This is a genomic window from Lysinibacillus fusiformis, from assembly GCF_003049525.1.
Taxonomy (GTDB): Bacteria; Bacillota; Bacilli; order Bacillales_A; family Planococcaceae; genus Lysinibacillus; species Lysinibacillus fusiformis.
This window is the reverse complement of the sequence record NZ_PYWL01000019.1, coordinates 25275-42590: the sequence shown is the minus strand read 5'-3', so window position 1 is coordinate 42590 and position 17316 is coordinate 25275. Positions and strand designations below refer to the sequence as shown.

The 17316-nt window shown below is 37.9% G+C and carries 17 protein-coding genes; all 17 read left to right on the top strand.

The annotated features are described in order from the left end of the window. Positions 1-26: 26 nt before the first annotated feature. The 17 genes from C9J29_RS22575 (at position 27) to C9J29_RS22495 (ending at position 17308) form a co-directional block, all read left to right on the top strand. Positions 27-1238, top strand: coding sequence for a G5 and 3D domain-containing protein (locus C9J29_RS22575; RefSeq protein WP_008181616.1), 1212 nt, complete (start codon positions 27-29; stop codon positions 1236-1238). Between the two features lie 194 nt (positions 1239-1432). Further along, complete coding sequence (gene rnmV / locus C9J29_RS22570) at positions 1433-1999, top strand: ribonuclease M5 (protein WP_090003281.1); 567 nt, start codon at positions 1433-1435, stop codon at positions 1997-1999. Continuing rightward, entirely contained in the window at positions 1992-2873 is an 882-nt protein-coding gene (gene rsmA, locus C9J29_RS22565) for a 16S rRNA (adenine(1518)-N(6)/adenine(1519)-N(6))-dimethyltransferase RsmA (protein WP_107922839.1), read from the top strand. Before rnmV ends, rsmA begins: the two co-directional genes overlap by 8 nt. Before the next feature lie 156 nt (positions 2874-3029). Continuing rightward, positions 3030-3290, top strand: a complete 261-nt coding sequence (gene veg, locus C9J29_RS22560) for a biofilm formation stimulator Veg (protein ID WP_004229199.1) — start codon at positions 3030-3032, stop codon at positions 3288-3290. Between the two features lie 115 nt (positions 3291-3405). Continuing rightward, entirely contained in the window at positions 3406-3585 is a 180-nt protein-coding gene (locus C9J29_RS22555; protein ID WP_025116349.1) for a small, acid-soluble spore protein, alpha/beta type, read from the top strand. A gap of 220 nt (positions 3586-3805) precedes the next feature. Next, positions 3806-4672 (top strand): 4-(cytidine 5'-diphospho)-2-C-methyl-D-erythritol kinase, encoded by an 867-nt coding sequence (gene ispE, locus C9J29_RS22550; RefSeq protein WP_089987305.1) that lies wholly within the window; start codon positions 3806-3808, stop codon positions 4670-4672. 56 nt (positions 4673-4728) lie between these two features. Further along, the gene (gene purR, locus C9J29_RS22545; RefSeq protein ID WP_008181605.1) at positions 4729-5562 is read left to right on the top strand and encodes a pur operon repressor; all 834 of its coding nucleotides are present in this window, start codon (positions 4729-4731) and stop codon (positions 5560-5562) included. Beyond that, positions 5559-5933 carry a RidA family protein gene (locus C9J29_RS22540; RefSeq protein WP_008181603.1) on the top strand — a complete coding sequence of 125 codons (375 nt, stop codon included), beginning with the start codon at positions 5559-5561 and terminating at the stop codon, positions 5931-5933. Before purR ends, C9J29_RS22540 begins: the two co-directional genes overlap by 4 nt. A 223-nt stretch (positions 5934-6156) precedes the next feature. Further along, a complete protein-coding gene (spoVG, locus tag C9J29_RS22535; RefSeq protein ID WP_025116955.1) occupies positions 6157-6459 on the top strand; it encodes a septation regulator SpoVG in 303 nt (100 codons plus the stop codon). Positions 6460-6730: 271 nt separating this feature from the next. Continuing rightward, positions 6731-8101: a bifunctional UDP-N-acetylglucosamine diphosphorylase/glucosamine-1-phosphate N-acetyltransferase GlmU gene (gene glmU, locus C9J29_RS22530; RefSeq protein WP_043990714.1), complete on the top strand. Its 1371-nt coding sequence runs from the start codon at positions 6731-6733 to the stop codon at positions 8099-8101. A 24-nt stretch (positions 8102-8125) separates the two neighbouring features. Beyond that, positions 8126-9085, top strand: a complete 960-nt coding sequence (locus C9J29_RS22525) for a ribose-phosphate diphosphokinase (RefSeq protein WP_008180258.1) — start codon at positions 8126-8128, stop codon at positions 9083-9085. A gap of 265 nt (positions 9086-9350) precedes the next feature. Beyond that, entirely contained in the window at positions 9351-9947 is a 597-nt protein-coding gene (locus C9J29_RS22520) for a 50S ribosomal protein L25/general stress protein Ctc (protein ID WP_090003279.1), read from the top strand. A gap of 155 nt (positions 9948-10102) precedes the next feature. Beyond that, positions 10103-10663, top strand: a complete 561-nt coding sequence (pth, locus tag C9J29_RS22515) for an aminoacyl-tRNA hydrolase (RefSeq protein WP_008180262.1) — start codon at positions 10103-10105, stop codon at positions 10661-10663. Between the two features lie 202 nt (positions 10664-10865). Continuing rightward, positions 10866-11093: an anti-sigma-F factor Fin gene (locus C9J29_RS22510; protein WP_008180264.1), complete on the top strand. Its 228-nt coding sequence runs from the start codon at positions 10866-10868 to the stop codon at positions 11091-11093. Between the two features lie 138 nt (positions 11094-11231). Further along, the gene (gene mfd, locus C9J29_RS22505; RefSeq protein ID WP_107922838.1) at positions 11232-14741 is read left to right on the top strand and encodes a transcription-repair coupling factor; all 3510 of its coding nucleotides are present in this window, start codon (positions 11232-11234) and stop codon (positions 14739-14741) included. Positions 14742-14989: 248 nt separating this feature from the next. Next, a complete protein-coding gene (spoVT, locus tag C9J29_RS22500) occupies positions 14990-15526 on the top strand; it encodes a stage V sporulation protein T (RefSeq protein ID WP_008180268.1) in 537 nt (178 codons plus the stop codon). A gap of 159 nt (positions 15527-15685) precedes the next feature. Further along, entirely contained in the window at positions 15686-17308 is a 1623-nt protein-coding gene (locus C9J29_RS22495; protein WP_107922837.1) for a putative polysaccharide biosynthesis protein, read from the top strand. The last annotated feature ends 8 nt before the right edge of the window (positions 17309-17316 follow it).

Here is a 17316-nt window from a genome sequence, read left to right as displayed (position 1 = left end):
ACCTTGTATTAAGGAGGCGTTTTTTCATGTCAAATAATTCCATGAAAAACTTGTTCTTAGGATCATTGAGGAGTAAGCAAACAGTGATAAGAATTATTTCACTTGTCCTGTTTGTATCTGTAATCTCTTTCGTGCTTTATCAAGGTACGAAAAAAGCCGTAAAGCTTGAAGCAAATGGAGAAACAATCGAAGTATCCACACATGCCAAAACTGTAGAACAATTATTACAAGATCAAAATATAGATGTAGCAGCGCATGATAAAATATCACCCTCTCTGAACACCAAAATTGTTAATGGCTTAGCAATTCAATGGGAACAGGCAAAAGAAGTAACAATTTCAGTTGATGGAAATCAGTCAAAAGTATGGACAACTGAAACACTAGTGAAAGACATTTTGAAGGAAGCGAATATTAAAGTATCTGAACATGACTCTTTAGCACAAGGTCTAGATACTGAGCTAGGCGCAGAAAACAAAATCGATATTCAAAGAGCGTTTCAATTAACGCTTGTCGATGGCGTAAACAAAAGACAAGTATGGTCCACTTCGACTACGGTCGCTAACTTTTTAAAACAACAAGGAATTCAGTTAAATGAATTCGATCGTGTCGAAAATAACCTGGAGGACGTTCTTACTCCGGCGAGTAAAATCACAGTAGTTCGCGTAGAAAAGGTTATCGATGTAGTGGAAGACTCTTTAGATTTCGCAGTTGAAAAGAAGCAAGATGCTTCATTGCAAAAGGGGAAAGAAAAGGTAGTAGCAACAGGACAGAAGGGTTCTGTTTCTCGTACGTATGAAGTTGTCAAAGAAAATGGGAAGGTTGTAGCAAAGAATCTACAATCTGAGGCAGTTTTAAAAGAGCCGAAAAAGCAAGTAGTTGCAGTCGGAACTAAAACTGTAGTTGCAAGTGCAGCGACTGTATCGCGTGGTTCAGCAGAGCCATCAAGCGGTAAAGAGTTCTATGTAACAGCAACAGCCTATACGCCATATTGCAACGGTTGCTCAGGTACATCGGCAACTGGTATAAACTTGCGTTCAAATTCCAACTTGAAGGTTGTAGCAGTAGACCCTTCTGTTATTAAGCTAGGCTCAAAAGTTTGGGTTGAAGGGTATGGTACAGCTATTGCTGGAGATACTGGTGGCGCAATTAAGGGTAATAAGATCGATATACTTGTACAAACAGATACCCAAGCACGCAACTGGGGACGTAAGAAAGTGCGTATTAAAGTATTAAATTAAAAAAATTGTAAAATAAATCAAAATGTTTTTCACTAAGGGCTTTCCTGTTTTGACTGGCAGGAAAGCTTCTTTTTTTATTTTTAGCGGCCAAGCAATAGTATATGTATAGGTACGTATAAGTCTTGTATTCCTGTACAAACAGTATCATGCAGTTGTAAAATGGTCAGAAGATAAGGTAGAAAAGAGGAGCCTTTTTGCAAATAAAAGAAATTATCGTGGTTGAAGGAAAAGATGATACGACAGCTATTAAGCGTGCCGTACAAGCAGATACTATAGAAACAAATGGATCTGCTATATCTGAAGAGACGTTGAAACGAATTCAGCATGCGCAGGAGAAGCGTGGAGTTATTGTATTTACCGATCCTGATTATCCAGGACGCCGCATACGTGCCATTATTGAGGAGCGCGTTCAAGGGGTCAAGCACGCTTTTTTACCGAAAGCAAAGACAATTGCGAAGAATGGCAAGGGATTAGGGATTGAGCATGCAGCAGACGACGATATTCGTGAAGCGCTACGACTTGTCTATACCCCCAATTTTGATGTACCAAAAGAAGATGATATAACACTAGAGGATTTAATGACAGCTCGTTTAATTGGTCATCCGCAGGCAAAGCATCGTCGTGATCGTCTTGGTGAATTATTAAATATAGGTGCTACAAATGGTAAGCAGCTCCATAAAAGATTGAAAATGTTTCAAATTACAGAAAAACAATTTGGTGCCGCAGTTGCACAGCTAGATCAGGAGGAAAATGATGCATAAGGATATTGCAACACCAATTCGAACGCAGGAAATTTTAAAAAAATACGGATTCTCATTTAAAAAAAGCTTAGGACAGAACTTTTTGATTGATCCAAATATATTAAGAAATATAGTTAGTCATGCCGACTTAACAGAAAATAGTGGGGCGATTGAAGTTGGCCCAGGCATTGGGGCATTAACCGAACATTTAGCGAGAAGTGCTAAAAAGGTCGTTTCCTTTGAAATTGACCAACGACTATTACCTGTATTAGAGGATACACTTAGCCCCTACAATAATGTGTCTATTGTCCACTCTGACATTCTAAAGGCTGATGTTGCTAAAGTGATTGCAGAGGAAATGCCAGGAATTGAAGATATAATGGTTGTGGCCAATTTACCGTATTACGTAACTACACCAATTTTAATGAAATTATTGAATGATCGATTACCAATTCGTGGCTTTGTTGTCATGATGCAAAAAGAAGTGGCAGATCGTATAACGGCTAAACCAGGGACAAAGGAATATGGTTCATTGTCGATTGCCATCCAGTATTACGTAAAGGCAGAAATTGCTATGACAGTCCCTAAGACGGTTTTCATGCCACAGCCTAACGTCGACTCAGCAGTCATTCGCCTTATTAAGTACGATGAGCCTCCAGTAAAGGTTATTAATGAGGATTTCCTTTTTGTCGTGACGCGTGCCTCTTTCGTACAGCGTAGAAAAACGATATATAATAACCTACAATCTGGTTTGCCGAATGGTAAAGCACAAAAGGACTTCATTCTAGAGGCTTTAACTGCTGCTAGTATCGAACCAACCCGTCGTGGTGAAACTTTAACGATTCAAGAGTTTGGAAAATTAGCCGATGCGCTATATCCTGTATTTGCAAAGTAAAAAATTTTGTTAACATTTTTTCTTAGATGTAAAAAAATATATGTTTTTTATAAAAAATAAGTTGACAAGATTTATGAGGTGCTGATAAAATATTATATTTTGTTGACATTTTTGGGCGATTCGCTTATACTAGTTATTAGTGAGGTGTAAGCGAAAATGCCAAAAACTTTAGCGGACATTAAAAAGTCGTTGGATTGTCATTTGGGTAAACGTTTGCAATTAAAAGCAAACGGTGGTCGCAAGAAAACGGTTGAGTGTGCAGGGATATTACGCGAGACATATCGCGCCATCTTTGTAGTTGAACTTGACCAAGAAGACAATACGTGTAAGCGCGTATCGTATAGTTACACAGATATTTTAACTGAAGCAGTAGAGATTACATTTTTAGACGAAGCAAAGGCTGCTGTCGCAAAATAGTTTCTAGTACTTATTTCTATATTTTTGAAACACTCATGTATGTTAAAAACTACATGAGTGTTTTGCGTTTTCCCGGGGCATACTAATGTGGTCAGTTGTTAAAGGAGGAGTTTATATGCCTAGAAAGGGTATCATGTCACCTCGATTAAAAGAAGAGATCGCAAAAGAACTTGGATTTTATGATGTTGTGCAAAAGGAAGGCTGGGGCGGCATAAAAGCTCGAGATGCTGGTAATATGGTCAAACGTGCCATTGAAATGGCTGAACGAGCAAGTAATGAGCAAGAGCGTAAGTAGACTATTTCTAATAAAATAGACGACTTATTAAGTTTCATTCAGTAAGGATGAAAATCCTTACTGACACAACAAATACAGCTGACGAGAGAGAACCGTTACTCCGAACAGGGTATACGGTTCTTTTTTTCCATTTTCGTAATCTCAGTATGGTAAAATAAAATGAATAATCTTGTGCGAAAAAGGAATTGTTTATATGTGTTGCTATAAGGGAGGAAGAAAAATGCTTTATGTAAAGGCGCCTGCAAAAATTAATTTAACTTTAGATGTACTTTATAAAAGACCTGATAATTTTCACGAAGTAGAGATGGTTATGACAACCGTCGATTTAGCTGATCGTATCAGTCTTGAATCTCGAGAAGATGGTGTGATCCAAATAATTTCAACGGATAATTTTGTACCGAACGATCATCGTAATTTTGCTTATCAGGCAGCGCGTCTCATTAAAGATACATATGGCATTAAACAAGGTGTATCCATTACTATTGAAAAAGAAATCCCTATTGCTGCCGGCCTTGCTGGAGGTAGTAGTGATGCAGCTGCTACACTTAAGGGCCTTAATGAACTTTGGAATTTAGGGTTATCGATAGATGAATTGGCTGAACTAGGTGCTAAAATAGGTTCAGATGTATCATTTTGTGTCTATGGTGGCACAGCACTTGCCACAGGACGCGGAGAAATAATAAAGGAAATCCCTGCCCCGCCTAACTGCTGGGTAGTATTAGCAAAACCTAAAATCGGCGTATCCACTGCTGAAGTATATGGTGGTCTCAAAGTTAAAGGACTGGAGCATCCCAATACGAAGCAGATGATAAAGGCTATTGAAACGAAGGATTATGAGCTATTATGTTCTTCATTAGGAAATGTTTTGGAAACTGTAACATTTAAGCTACATCCAGAGGTCGTCATGTTAAAGGAACAAATGAAACGCTTTGGAGCAGATGCTACGTTAATGAGCGGAAGCGGTCCGACTGTTTTTGGGCTAGTGGATAGTGAAGCTCGTGTCAGTCGTATTTATAATGGTTTACGTGGGTTTTGTGAGGAAGTTTATGCAGTAAGAATATTAGGTGAGCGAAATACGCTTGCTTAGAAACGCAAATTTGTGTTAATTTTACCTATAAATATTCGTGTTTAGGAGAGGGTCGCATGAAATGGAAACGTAGTGAACGACTAGTTGATATGACGTACTATTTACTAGAACATCCACATCAGCTGATCCCGCTAACTTATTTTTCAGAACTATATCAATCTGCGAAGTCATCCATTAGTGAGGATTTAACGATTGTAAAAGAAACTTTCGAAGAAAAAGGAATCGGGTTATTGATGACAGTGCCGGGTGCTGCAGGAGGAGTGAAATATATTCCTAAAATGTCCGAGCCAGAGGTGCGTTCAGTTATTCAGGATTTAAAGGCAGAGCTGGAGCATTCAGATCGCTTATTGCCTGGTGGTTACTTGTTTATGACAGATTTACTAGGGAACCCAGATTTAATTAACCGCGTAGGGAAGGTTTTTGCTTCTGCTTTTGCAGATCAACAGATCGATGTCATAATGACAGTAGCAACGAAGGGTATATCTATAGCACATGCTATTGCTAGACATTTAAATGTGCCAGTAGTTGTTGTGCGAAGAGATAGTAAGGTAACAGAAGGTTCTACAGTAAGTATTAATTATGTGTCTGGTTCTTCCAGAAGAATTCAGACAATGGTATTATCAAAAAGAAGCATGAAGAGTGGACAACGTGTCTTGATTACCGATGATTTTATGAAAGTTGGCGGTACTATGAATGGCATGAAAAATTTATTAGAAGAATTTGATTGTAAATTAGCTGGCATTGCAGTTCTTGTTGAGGCTGAACATGCGGACGAAACGTTAGTAGACGATTACTATTCACTTGTAAAGCTTCATGAAGTGAATGAAAAAGATCGAACAATTGCATTAAGTGAAGGTAACTATTTTTCTAAAAGGGGACATGACAAATGAAAGTAGTAGCAACATCAAATGCACCAGCAGCAATTGGACCATATTCACAAGGGATTATTGTGAATGGTATATTTTATAGCTCAGGACAAATTCCATTAACAGCTACAGGTGAATTAGTGGAAGGCGATATTACTGTGCAAACAAATCAGGTATTCGCCAATGTAAAAGCAGTATTAGAGGCAGCGGGATCATCTTTAGAAAATGTTGTAAAGACTACAGTGTTTATGAAGGATATGAACGACTTTGTCGCAATGAATGAAGTCTATGCAAGCCACTTTGGGGAGCATAAGCCTGCACGTTCTGCTGTAGAGGTAGCTCGACTTCCTAAAGACGTAAAAGTAGAAATCGAAGTTATTGCTATTGTTAAATAAAGAATCGATTAATGAAGCCCACTATTAAGAGCATTCGTTCTGTTTAGGGGGCTTTTTTTATTGTTGACAAACAATTGTCAAAAATTCCGTAAATAAGAAAAAATATTATTCTCGAAAGTATTCAAATTTTTTAGAAAATTTGATAGACTATAAAAAGGAAAATATTCGGTAATTAAGAATATGATAATTTTATTTAGGCATCTAAGAGAGAGGTGGTGAGAAAATGGAAGTTACTGATGTGAGATTACGTCGGGTACAGACGGATGGTCGCATGCGTGCGATTGCTTCCATTACACTTGACAATGAGTTTGTTGTTCACGATATTCGTGTAATTGATGGAAATACTGGATTGTTCGTAGCAATGCCAAGTAAACGAACACCAGATGGCGAATTTAGGGATATCGCTCATCCAATCAATTCGGACACTCGTAATAAAATTCAAGAGATTATTTTAAACGCCTATCACAACTCTAGTGAATTAGAAGAAACGGGCGAAGAAGTAGAATTAGAGGGCATTGGTGTATAGTTAAAAGGTAATAACTAACTATTCAAGAAGTAGTTACAATTTAAAGTTGATTTTATTAGTCAAAAATTTTAAGAACTCTTCAAATTTGAAGAGTTCTTTTTATTTTGATAAAAAGAGAAAACCAGCAGTTTTAGGATATACTTCATGACATTCGAGCAGAAGGTGCAGTGGTTTTTGGAATTCATCTTTTTGTCAACTCTACATGCCTTGAAAATAGATGAATTATGCTATATAGTCATAAGAGAAAATGAGCGTATTGGAGGACTTACAGATGAGCAATATTTTTGCTGTCATTTTGGCTGCAGGTCAAGGTACACGTATGAAGTCCAAATTATATAAAGTGCTCCATCCAGTTTGTGGGAAACCGATGGTACAACATGTGGTGGATCATATTCAAACGTTAGATGTGAATCGCATTGTAACGGTTGTTGGACACGGTGCAGAAAAAGTGCAACATCAGCTGGGAGATAAAAGTGAGTATGTTCTTCAAGCCGAACAGTTAGGGACAGCACATGCTGTTCAACAAGCTGAGGGAATTCTAGGGAATGAAGAAGGAACAACTTTAGTTGTTTGTGGTGACACACCGCTAATTCGTCCCGAAACTATGCAGGCTCTATTTGAGCATCATCAGGCAAAGAATGCTAAAGCAACAATTTTAACTGCCATTGCGGAAAATCCAACTGGCTATGGTCGTATTTTACGTAGCGAGAACGGGCAAGTAGAGCAAATTGTTGAACAAAAGGATGCTTCAGCAGCACAGCAATTAGTAAAAGAAATAAACACGGGCACATATTGCTTTGATAACAAGTTGTTATTTGAAACATTAAAATTAGTGAAAAATGACAACGCTCAAGGTGAATACTATTTACCAGATGTTATTGAAATTCTACAAAAGCAAGGTGATATTGTAGAAGCATATGTGACAGATGATTTTGAAGAAACGCTTGGTGTCAATGACCGTGTTGCTTTATCACAGGCAGAGACATTAATGCGTGCGAGAATTAATGAAAAGCATATGCGTAACGGTGTGACAATTATTCACCCTGAAACGACATATATTAGCGCGGAATCTGTTATTGGAAGTGATACTGTCATTCAACCTGGTTGTATGATAGAAGGAGCCACTGTAATCGGAGAAGATTGCAATATTGGCCCAAATACTCAAATTGCAGATAGCCGAATTGGAGATCGTACAACGGTGCATTCTTCAGTTGTGCGTGAAAGCGCTATTGCGGAAGATGTAGCCGTTGGACCATTTGCTCATATTCGACCACTTTCAGACATCGGTAGCCATGTGAAAATTGGTAACTTTGTAGAAGTGAAGAAAAGCAAGCTAGGTAATGACACAAAAGTATCGCATTTAAGCTATATTGGTGACGCTGAAATTGGCAGTAACGTCAATGTTGGCTGCGGTTCCATTACAGTTAACTATGATGGAAAAAATAAGTACAAAACAATTATTGAAGATGATGTATTTGTAGGATGTAATACTAACTTAGTAGCGCCAGTGAAAGTTGGAAAAGGTTCATTTATTGCAGCAGGTTCTACAATTACAAAAGAAGTACCTGAAGATGCACTTGCAATTGCTCGTGCAAGACAAGAAAACAAACCTAATTATGTAAGCAAATTAAATTTAAAATAATTATCAACTAAACAGGAGGCCATCATGCCGTATCATTATGCAAACTCACAATTAAAAATATTTTCTCTAAATTCAAATAACCCGTTAGCTCAAGAAATTGCGCAAGAAATGGGTGTAGAATTAGGGAAATCTTCTGTTAAGCACTTCAGCGATGGAGAAGTTCAAATTAGCATTGAAGAAAGTATTCGTGGTTGTGATGTGTTTATCGTGCAGTCAACTTCTGCACCAGTAAACGAACATTTAATGGAGCTTTTAATTATGGTAGATGCAGTTAAACGTGCATCTGCTCGTACAGTAAACGTCGTAATGCCTTATTATGGTTATGCACGCCAAGATCGTAAAGCAAAAGCGCGCGAACCAATTACAGCTAAATTAGTGGCAAACCTACTTGAAACAGCTGGTGCAACACGAGTGATCGTATTAGATTTACATGCACCTCAAATTCAAGGTTTCTTCGATATCTTAATCGACCACTTAATGGCAGTACCGTTATTATCAGATTACTTTAAATCTAAAGGTATTCCAGAAGATCAAATCGTTGTTGTTTCACCAGACCATGGTGGGGTAACACGTGCTCGTAAAATGGCGGAACGTTTAAAAGCACCAATTGCAATTATTGACAAGCGACGTCCAAAACCAAATGTTGCGGAAGTTATGAACATTGTGGGTAATGTTGATGGTAAAGTGGCAATCTTGATTGATGATATTATTGACACTGCAGGTACAATTACGATCGGTGCAGATGCATTACGTGCAGCCGGTGCAAAAGAAGTTTATGCTTGCTGTTCTCACCCTGTACTATCTGGGCCAGCAATTGAGCGTATCGAAAACTCTTCTATTAAAGAATTAGTGGTGACAAATACAATTCAGCTTGCGGATGATAAAAAATCTCCAAAAATTACAGAGCTTTCTGTAGCTAAATTAATGGCTGATGCAATTTCTCGCGTGTACGAAAACAAATCTGTAAGTACTCTATTCGATTAATTATAAAGATGTTGTATAAAGGGCAAATCTATCTTTTTAGATGGATTTGTCCTTTTTCTTTTTATTTAATCAAGGGAAAGAGTATATTATGTGTGAATCTCCTAATAAAGGGGTATAATAGTAAATGTGTCTTCATAATATTTACACTACTTTAAAAAATAGAGGTAAATATTATTATAGCCTTAAACAAGATAGTCACTAAAATGCTGAGTGGCTGATTGTTGATAAGGCGTAAATAATTTTCTTGGAAGGGGAATAAAGAGATATGAGTACAGTATTAAGTGTTACAAAGCGCGAAACTGGGCATCGTTCGACATTAACCCAACTTAGAAAAGGGGGAGCCATTCCTGCAGTTATTTACGGCTATAAGTTAGATTCAACCCCAATTTCTATTTCTGCAAAAGAATTTAAGAAATCCATTCAAAAAAATGGGCAAAACAGTGTGTTTTCACTAGATTTAGAGGGGAAAAAAGTGAATGTAGTTGTATCAGAAGTACAGCAATGTTCATTAAAAGATGAAGTTAATCATGTAGACTTTTTAGCGATTAATATGGCGGAGGAATTAGAGGTCGATGTGCCAATTAAATTAGTTGGTCAGTCAGTTGGAGTGAGTGAGGGCGGCATTTTAATGCAGCCTAACTTAGAATTAAAAGTGAAGGTGAAACCAGCTGAACTACCTGATTCCATTGAAGTTGATATTTCATCACTGAAAGTAGGGGAATCCCTGACTGTGGCAGAGATTCGAAATCAAACGCCTGTAGAAGTTATTAGTGAAGATGATTATCTATTAGTAACAATTGTTGCTCCTGTTTCGGCAGAGCAAGAAGAAGTTACTGCTAGCGTAGAAGAAGAGCAAATGTAAAATAAATTATTTATCTGGCTAGTAAGAAAGCTAAAAACTTTCTTGCTAGCTTTTTTTGTAGCGTTAAAATGGCATTTAGCAATTGTTCAAAATGCTTTCTAGTCCTGTGGTATGGTAAAATAATGACTATTAGATTTGAAAGAAGAGAGGTACTTATGAAAATTATCGTTGGTTTAGGAAACCCGGGTAAACCGTATGAGCACACTAGACATAATATTGGTTTTGATGTAATTGATGCGTTAGCAGAAAAATGGGGGGCACCTTTAACAAATTCAAAATTTAATGGTATGTACACAACTGTTCATCGACCTGAGGGGAAGGTTCTACTTGTTAAGCCTTTAACATATATGAATTTATCAGGGGAATGTGTAGGTCCCTTAATGGATTATTTTGATATTGATGTGGAAGATCTAATTGTTATATACGATGATCTAGATTTGGAAACTGGAAAATTACGCTTGCGCCAAAAAGGAAGTGCGGGTGGCCATAATGGCATTAAATCCTTAATTCAACATTTAGGTACGCAGGAATTTAATCGAATCCGAGTAGGCATTAGTCGCCCACCAGCTGGCATGAAGGTTGCAGACTATGTATTAGCAAAGTTTTCAAAGGAAGATCAGGTTTATATGAAAGAAGCCATTGAAAAGTCTGTAAATGCTGTAGAAGTATCTCTTTCAAAGCCATTTCTTGATGTGATGAATCATTTTAACAAGTAAAGTCGTGAATTTAGTTGAAATTTTTGGATACAGAAGTCTAAGTTAAACTCATGCTTATATGGATAAGTCTTGCCTATAAGCAAGAATTAATTCTCCCATTTTTACGTTCATACATTACTGAAGACACGAAGATAGTGCATAATCTAATTTATAAATGTCTATACTTTAAGTAGAAAGTTGCTTAAAGGAGGATGATTTGGAGATGTCAGTTCGCTATCGATGTCGGCATTGTGAAGTAGAAATAGGGACACTACCATTTGATGCAGATGATACAATTCGAAAACTACATATTTTCGAATTGGGAGAAGCCGATGATTATGTTGAGAAAGATCAGCATGGTCATACGACTGTACACTGTATTTGTGAGCAATGTGAGGATTCGCTGAGACAATATCCAGATTATCATGCACTCAATAAATGGATTCAATAATTGGAAGGATGCTTTGACACACTTCATGTGTGTTCAAGGCTTTTTCCATTTTGTAAAATGGCTAATAAATATATACAAACTAGCACTAGAATGCTAGTAATGACAAATAGAATTTTTTGCTGAAAGGAGCTTTTGACTGTGGAAGTTTTACGACAGCTTGTGTCGAGGGATAAACATATTACATCATTTTTACAGGAGATTCAGAGCGGTCAAACTGCATCACAGCTTATTACAGGTTTAACTGGAAGCGCACGTCCCGTTATGGTCGATGCGTTATTTGAATATGTAAAGAAGCCGATATACATTGTGTCTCCTAATCTACTGCAGGCACAAAGAATGGTGGATGAGCTTGCTGGGCTATTAGGTGAAGAAAATGTGCACTATTACCCAGCGGACGAATTTATTGCTGCAGACCTTTCTGTGGCCTCTCCAGAATTACGAGCGGAGAGAATCGCCACGCTTGATTGCTTAGCCAGGGGGGAGAAGGCTGTTTACGTGATCCCTGTTGCAGGTTTAAGGAAGATCATGCAGCCGAAGGAACATTGGCTACACTATTTTTTACAAACAACTGTGGGCGATGAAATTGAAGTAGATGCATGGCTACAAACATTAGTTGAAATGGGCTATGTCCGAAATTCCATGGTGACTACACCTGGCGAATTTGCCTTACGTGGAGGCATACTTGATATTTATCCACCGTATTTAGAATCACCTATTCGGATTGAATTATTTGATACAGAAGTAGATTCTATAAGAACATTTTCGGCAGATGACCAACGTTCTATTGATAAATTACAAAAAATTCGTATACTTCCTGCTTCTGAGGTTATTCTGACAAAATCAGAAAGACAGAACTTGGCAGATCGTTTAGAAAAAGCCTTAGCCGCAAGTTTAAAGAAAGTTAAAAAGCAGGAAACAAAAGAACTCCTTTATCAGCATATTCAGTATGATATTGAATTGCTACAACAAGGAAATCTTCCTGACTATGTCAATAAATATGGGTCATTACTATATGATAAAACGGCTTTTTTAGGCGACTATTTTGCGCAAGATGGAATTGTTCTATTTGATGAGCTTGGACGTATTCAAGAAGTTATGGATGCTTGGGAACGTGAAGAAGAGGAATGGTTTTTATCTTTAATTGAAGAAGGGAAAATGGTTCATGATGTTAAACCCGCCTTCACATTAAAGGAAATAGTGGCAATGTTGTCGCAACAAAAGCTGTCCTTTTCATTATTTTCACGTACATTTTCGGGAATAATGTTTAATAAGACGACTAACTTTTCTTGCAAGCCAATGCAACAATTTCACGGACAAATGGCATTGCTACAAAGTGAGATTGAACGCTGGCTACTTGGCAAATTTACAGTACTCATCGTAGCTAGAGATAAAGAGCGTGTGAAACGTGTTCAGCAAATGCTAGAAGAGTATGATATCCATGCAGCTATAGGTGAGCCTACAGATGCTGGAATTTATATTGTCGATGGAGTATTGTCGAGTGGTTTCGAATTACCGCTCCAACGTTTGGCCATTGTAACAGAGGATGAACTATTTAAGCAGCAGGCTAAGAAAAAAGCACGTACGCAAAAAATGACGAATGCTGAACGCATTAAAAGCTATACGGAAATTAAACCTGGTGATTATGTTGTTCATGTTCACCACGGAATAGGGAAATATATTGGTGTAGAAACATTAGAGGTAAATGGAACACATAAGGATTACTTGCATATTCGATATCGTGCAGACGATAAATTATATGTACCTGTCGAGCAAATAGACTTAATCCAAAAGTATGTGGCATCAGAGGACCGAGAACCGAAGCTACATAAATTAGGTGGCGCAGAGTGGAAAAAAGCTAAAGCTAAGGTATCATCAGCTGTACAGGATATTGCAGATGATTTAATTAAGCTTTATGCGAAGCGAGAAGCTGAAAAGGGGCATGCTTTTACACCTGATAATGATGATCAGCGTAACTTCGAGGCAATGTTCGCCTATGAAGAAACCGAGGATCAGCTACGTTCTATTGTTGAAGTAAAAAGAGATATGGAACGTGAACGTCCTATGGATCGCCTAGTTTGCGGTGACGTAGGCTATGGTAAAACAGAAGTGGCTATTCGTGCCGCATTTAAAGCTATTCAAGATGGCAAACAGGTTGCCTTCCTTGTTCCTACAACCATTTTAGCTCAGCAACATTATGAGACCATTCGTGAACGCTTTCAGGACTTTGCTATTAATGTAGGGTTGCTATCACGCTTCAGGTCAAAGAAAGAGCAAACAGCTACATTAAAAGGGTTAAAAGAAGGGCAAGTCGATATTGTTATCGGAACACACAGAATCTTATCGAAGGATTTATTATTCCAAGACCTTGGCTTATTAATTGTTGATGAAGAACAACGTTTCGGGGTAACGCATAAAGAAAAAATTAAGCAGTTAAAAACAAATGTCGATGTGTTAACGTTAACAGCCACCCCTATTCCGAGAACACTCCATATGTCAATGGTAGGGGTCCGAGATTTGTCTGTTATTGAAACACCACCAGCCAATCGATTCCCGGTTCAAACATATGTGATGGAACATAGTGGGGCACTAGTTCGAGAGGCAATCGAAAGAGAGATGGCACGTGGCGGACAAGTGTTTTACTTATATAACCGAGTAGAAGATATGGCTAGAAAAGTTGAGGAAATTCAAGTGCTCGTTCCAGAGGCACGAATAGGTCATGCACATGGGAAAATGTCAGAGTCTGAATTAGAATCAGTCATATTATCCTTTTTAGAAGGAGACTATGATGTACTTGTGACAACGACTATTATTGAGACCGGTGTAGATATTCCCAATGTTAATACTTTAATTGTCCACGATGCTGATCGAATGGGCTTAGCTCAGCTTTATCAATTGCGTGGACGCGTTGGGCGCTCTAACCGGGTAGCCTATGCCTATTTTATGTACCAGCGTGATAAAGTATTGACAGATGTTGCTGAGCAAAGATTGCAGGCTATTAAAGAATTTACGGAGCTGGGTTCAGGCTTTAAAATTGCTATGAGAGATTTATCTATTCGAGGCGCCGGAAATTTACTTGGAGCGCAACAGCACGGCTTTATTGATTCAGTTGGTTTTGATTTATATTCACAGATGCTCCAAGAGGCAATTGAAGAGCGTCAAACAGGTGTGAAAAAAGAAGAAAAACCTGAGATTGAAATTTTATTAAGTGTCGATGCGTATATCCCTGATGCGTATATCCCTGATGGATACCAAAAAATTCAAATGTATAAACGCATTAAAGCGATGGATCAGGTGGAGGAGTATGGTGAAATCATGGAGGAATTAGAAGATCGATTTGGTGATCTTCCAATTGAAACAGAGCGTCTACTTCGTGTGGCACGAATGAAAGTATGGGGATTAGGTGCGGGAGTAGTCTCTGTAAAGGATAAGCAGAAACTTATTACAATTATGCTATCCGAACAGGGAACAGCAAATGTTGATGGTAGTAAAATTATTGAAGAGTCTATGAAATTTGAACGTGCTGTTGGTTTTGGTATGGATGGCATGCAATTAAAACTAACTATTGATGAGCGGAAGTGCGGAAAACATCAACCCTTTGACATTTTGGAAGAGCTGATGAAAATTATTGATCAAGCAAAGAAGCTATAATAAAGAGGCAGTCCTATCTTTTGAAGAAAAGATAAGACTGCCTTTTTTCATGATAATTTTAATCAATTTATTATAGAAACGTATTCCTTGGGTACTCTAATAATGAGTTGATTGATGTAATGCAATTTTTTTGAAAAAAATTGATGGTTGTGAAATCCTTTTTCTTCAGTTTTTGCATAGATTGCTTAAATAAAAACCATACTATAGTTGAATAAAAAATTTTATTGTAGCGAAAGCGAGGCATTAGAATGAAGGCAACAGGAATTGTTCGTCGTATTGATGATTTAGGGCGTGTAGTTATTCCAAAAGAAATTCGTAGGACGCTACGTATTCGTGAAGGCGACCCGCTTGAAATTTATACGGACCGTGAAGGTGAAGTCATATTAAAAAAATATTCTCCAATTAATGATTTAGGAGAATTTGCAAGAGAATATGTTGAAACATTATATGAAACATTAGGAACACCAGCATTTGTTACAGACCGTGATGAAGTAATTGCCGTAGCAGGGATTGGTAAAAAAGAGTATATCAATCGTCGTATTACGTCCTTTGCAGAAGGCTTCATGGAAGAGCGCTCTACTAAGATTGAAAAAATGGAGACATCCATTGAAATTGTTCCTGGACAATATGAGCAAGTAAAATCATATTGTGCATCACCTATTATGGTGAACGGTGACCCAATTGGCTGCATTATAGTATTGTCTAAAGTGCATTTTGTTGGTGAGGTAGAAGTGAAAGTAGTGGAAACGGCTGCAAACTTCTTAGCGAAACAAATGAATAGCTGATGCATGTAAAAGTTATTGCGATGACCTTTTAGGCCGTGTAATAACTTTTTTTGCGTACATAAATATGGGCCAAATTAGGAACAGTATTGTCGCCTGGCGCGTCAAACTTTTTAGATATGCTATACTATTGGCATTGTTAAGAAGGAAAGAGGGCAATTTATGTCGCAACGTTTTGGTATGAAAAGCTACATGAAGGGAGCGGCCTTATTAACAATCGCTGCCCTTATCGTAAAAGTACTTAGTGCCTTTTACCGTGTACCTTTTCAAAATCTAGTTGGTGATGAAGGTTTTTATATTTATCAACAGGTATATCCAGTCATTTCAATTTTCGTTGTTTGGACATCTAGTGGCTTTGCTGTAGCCATTTCAAAAATGCTTGCAGATAATGATTGCATAGTTGATACAATAGAACGTAATGAAAAAAGAAGCATGATCATGCGTGTCGTTTTCCGTTATTTGACGATACTCTCATTATTGTTTTTTTCTGTCCTATTTGGAGGTGCTGAAAAAATAGCCCAGTTGATGGGTGATATTCAACTGGCACCGTTGATACGCACGGGCTCCCTCGTAGTATTGGTAATGCCAGCGCTTGCTATTTTGAAGGGCGGTTTTCAATCTAGAGGGATTATGGAGCCTATTGCTTATGCTCAAGTCGTTGAACAAGCGATTAGGGTAACCGTTATTTTAACAGGAACCTTTGTCATTATGACTACCACAAAATCACTATATGCTGCGGGGAAAATGGCCGTTATTGGTACAGTCATAGGGGAAATAACTGCATTATTATTACTTGCCTATATTTTTTCTAAACGCTTTGGGTTATTCCGTGTGCACTTACGTCTACACAAGGCTAAAAGCTTACCGATTATTAAAGAGGTTACATGGCTTAGCTTAAGTGTAAGTATGAGTGGCCTTTTGTTACTAGGCTATCAATTAGTTGATTCCTTTACGATCTATTCGTTATTAATCGATCACGGTATGGACTCTACTGTTGCTAAAGAAACCAAGGGGATTTATGATCGTGGACAGCCGCTCGTACAACTAGGCGTTGTTATCGCATCCTCGCTATCCCTTGCAATTGTTCCACTTGTTGCTCATTTATCGAAAAAACAAGAAGGGCGAAGTGCCATTCCATTTATCCAATTAACATACAAAGCGTCTATTTTGTTTGGCTGGGCTGCTTCACTCGGATTAATGCTTGTGATGCCCTATTTAAATGAAATGCTTTTTAAAACCAATACATTATCCGAAGTATTAATTGTGTATGTATTCCAAATCGTGCCTTTGTCGATTATTCTTACATTTACAGCCATTTTACAAGGCTATGGAAAATTAAAGAAGCCAGCATTATTCTTAATGATAGGGTTTGTGTTAAAAATAATATTAAATGTTCGTTTGATAGGCTGGCTTGGTGTATTAGGAGCAGCTATTGCAAATGATATAGGCTTACTATTAACAGCATTCTTGCTTATTGTTTATTTAAAAACAATGACAGGTATTCAATTAGCACCCACCGAATTTTATAAAAAAGTGGGGCTCGCATCAATAAGTATGGCAGTGGTCGTATTGGTATGGCCACAGATGGTATCTGCCTTTTTAGGCCATTTATTGTCATCACGTTCAGTAGCGGTGATCGCAGGATTCACTGCAGTAGGCTTGGGAGCGTTTGTTATGCTTACAATGATTGCGAAGAAACGAGTGTTAGTAGAAAAAGAGTGGTATTTATTACCGTTCGGACGTAGAATGGCCGTTTACCAACTATGGCTAAATTCAAAGAAGTAGGTGGAAAT

Bases quoted from the DNA above. Each gene is read 5' to 3' on its own strand.
- C9J29_RS22575 (WP_008181616.1), top strand. From the start codon at position 27: ATGTCAAATAATTCCATGAAAAACTTGTTCTTAGGATCATTGAGGAGT.
- ispE (WP_089987305.1), top strand. From the start codon at position 3,806: ATGCTTTATGTAAAGGCGCCTGCAAAAATTAATTTAACTTTAGATGTA.
- C9J29_RS22555 (WP_025116349.1), top strand. From the start codon at position 3,406: ATGCCTAGAAAGGGTATCATGTCACCTCGATTAAAAGAAGAGATCGCA.
- spoVG (WP_025116955.1), top strand. From the start codon at position 6,157: ATGGAAGTTACTGATGTGAGATTACGTCGGGTACAGACGGATGGTCGC.
- rsmA (WP_107922839.1), top strand. From the start codon at position 1,992: ATGCATAAGGATATTGCAACACCAATTCGAACGCAGGAAATTTTAAAA.
- C9J29_RS22540 (WP_008181603.1), top strand. From the start codon at position 5,559: ATGAAAGTAGTAGCAACATCAAATGCACCAGCAGCAATTGGACCATAT.
- purR (WP_008181605.1), top strand. From the start codon at position 4,729: ATGAAATGGAAACGTAGTGAACGACTAGTTGATATGACGTACTATTTA.
- C9J29_RS22495 (WP_107922837.1), top strand. From the start codon at position 15,686: ATGTCGCAACGTTTTGGTATGAAAAGCTACATGAAGGGAGCGGCCTTA.
- C9J29_RS22520 (WP_090003279.1), top strand. From the start codon at position 9,351: ATGAGTACAGTATTAAGTGTTACAAAGCGCGAAACTGGGCATCGTTCG.
- spoVT (WP_008180268.1), top strand. From the start codon at position 14,990: ATGAAGGCAACAGGAATTGTTCGTCGTATTGATGATTTAGGGCGTGTA.
- pth (WP_008180262.1), top strand. From the start codon at position 10,103: ATGAAAATTATCGTTGGTTTAGGAAACCCGGGTAAACCGTATGAGCAC.
- glmU (WP_043990714.1), top strand. From the start codon at position 6,731: ATGAGCAATATTTTTGCTGTCATTTTGGCTGCAGGTCAAGGTACACGT.
- veg (WP_004229199.1), top strand. From the start codon at position 3,030: ATGCCAAAAACTTTAGCGGACATTAAAAAGTCGTTGGATTGTCATTTG.
- C9J29_RS22510 (WP_008180264.1), top strand. From the start codon at position 10,866: ATGTCAGTTCGCTATCGATGTCGGCATTGTGAAGTAGAAATAGGGACA.
- C9J29_RS22525 (WP_008180258.1), top strand. From the start codon at position 8,126: ATGCCGTATCATTATGCAAACTCACAATTAAAAATATTTTCTCTAAAT.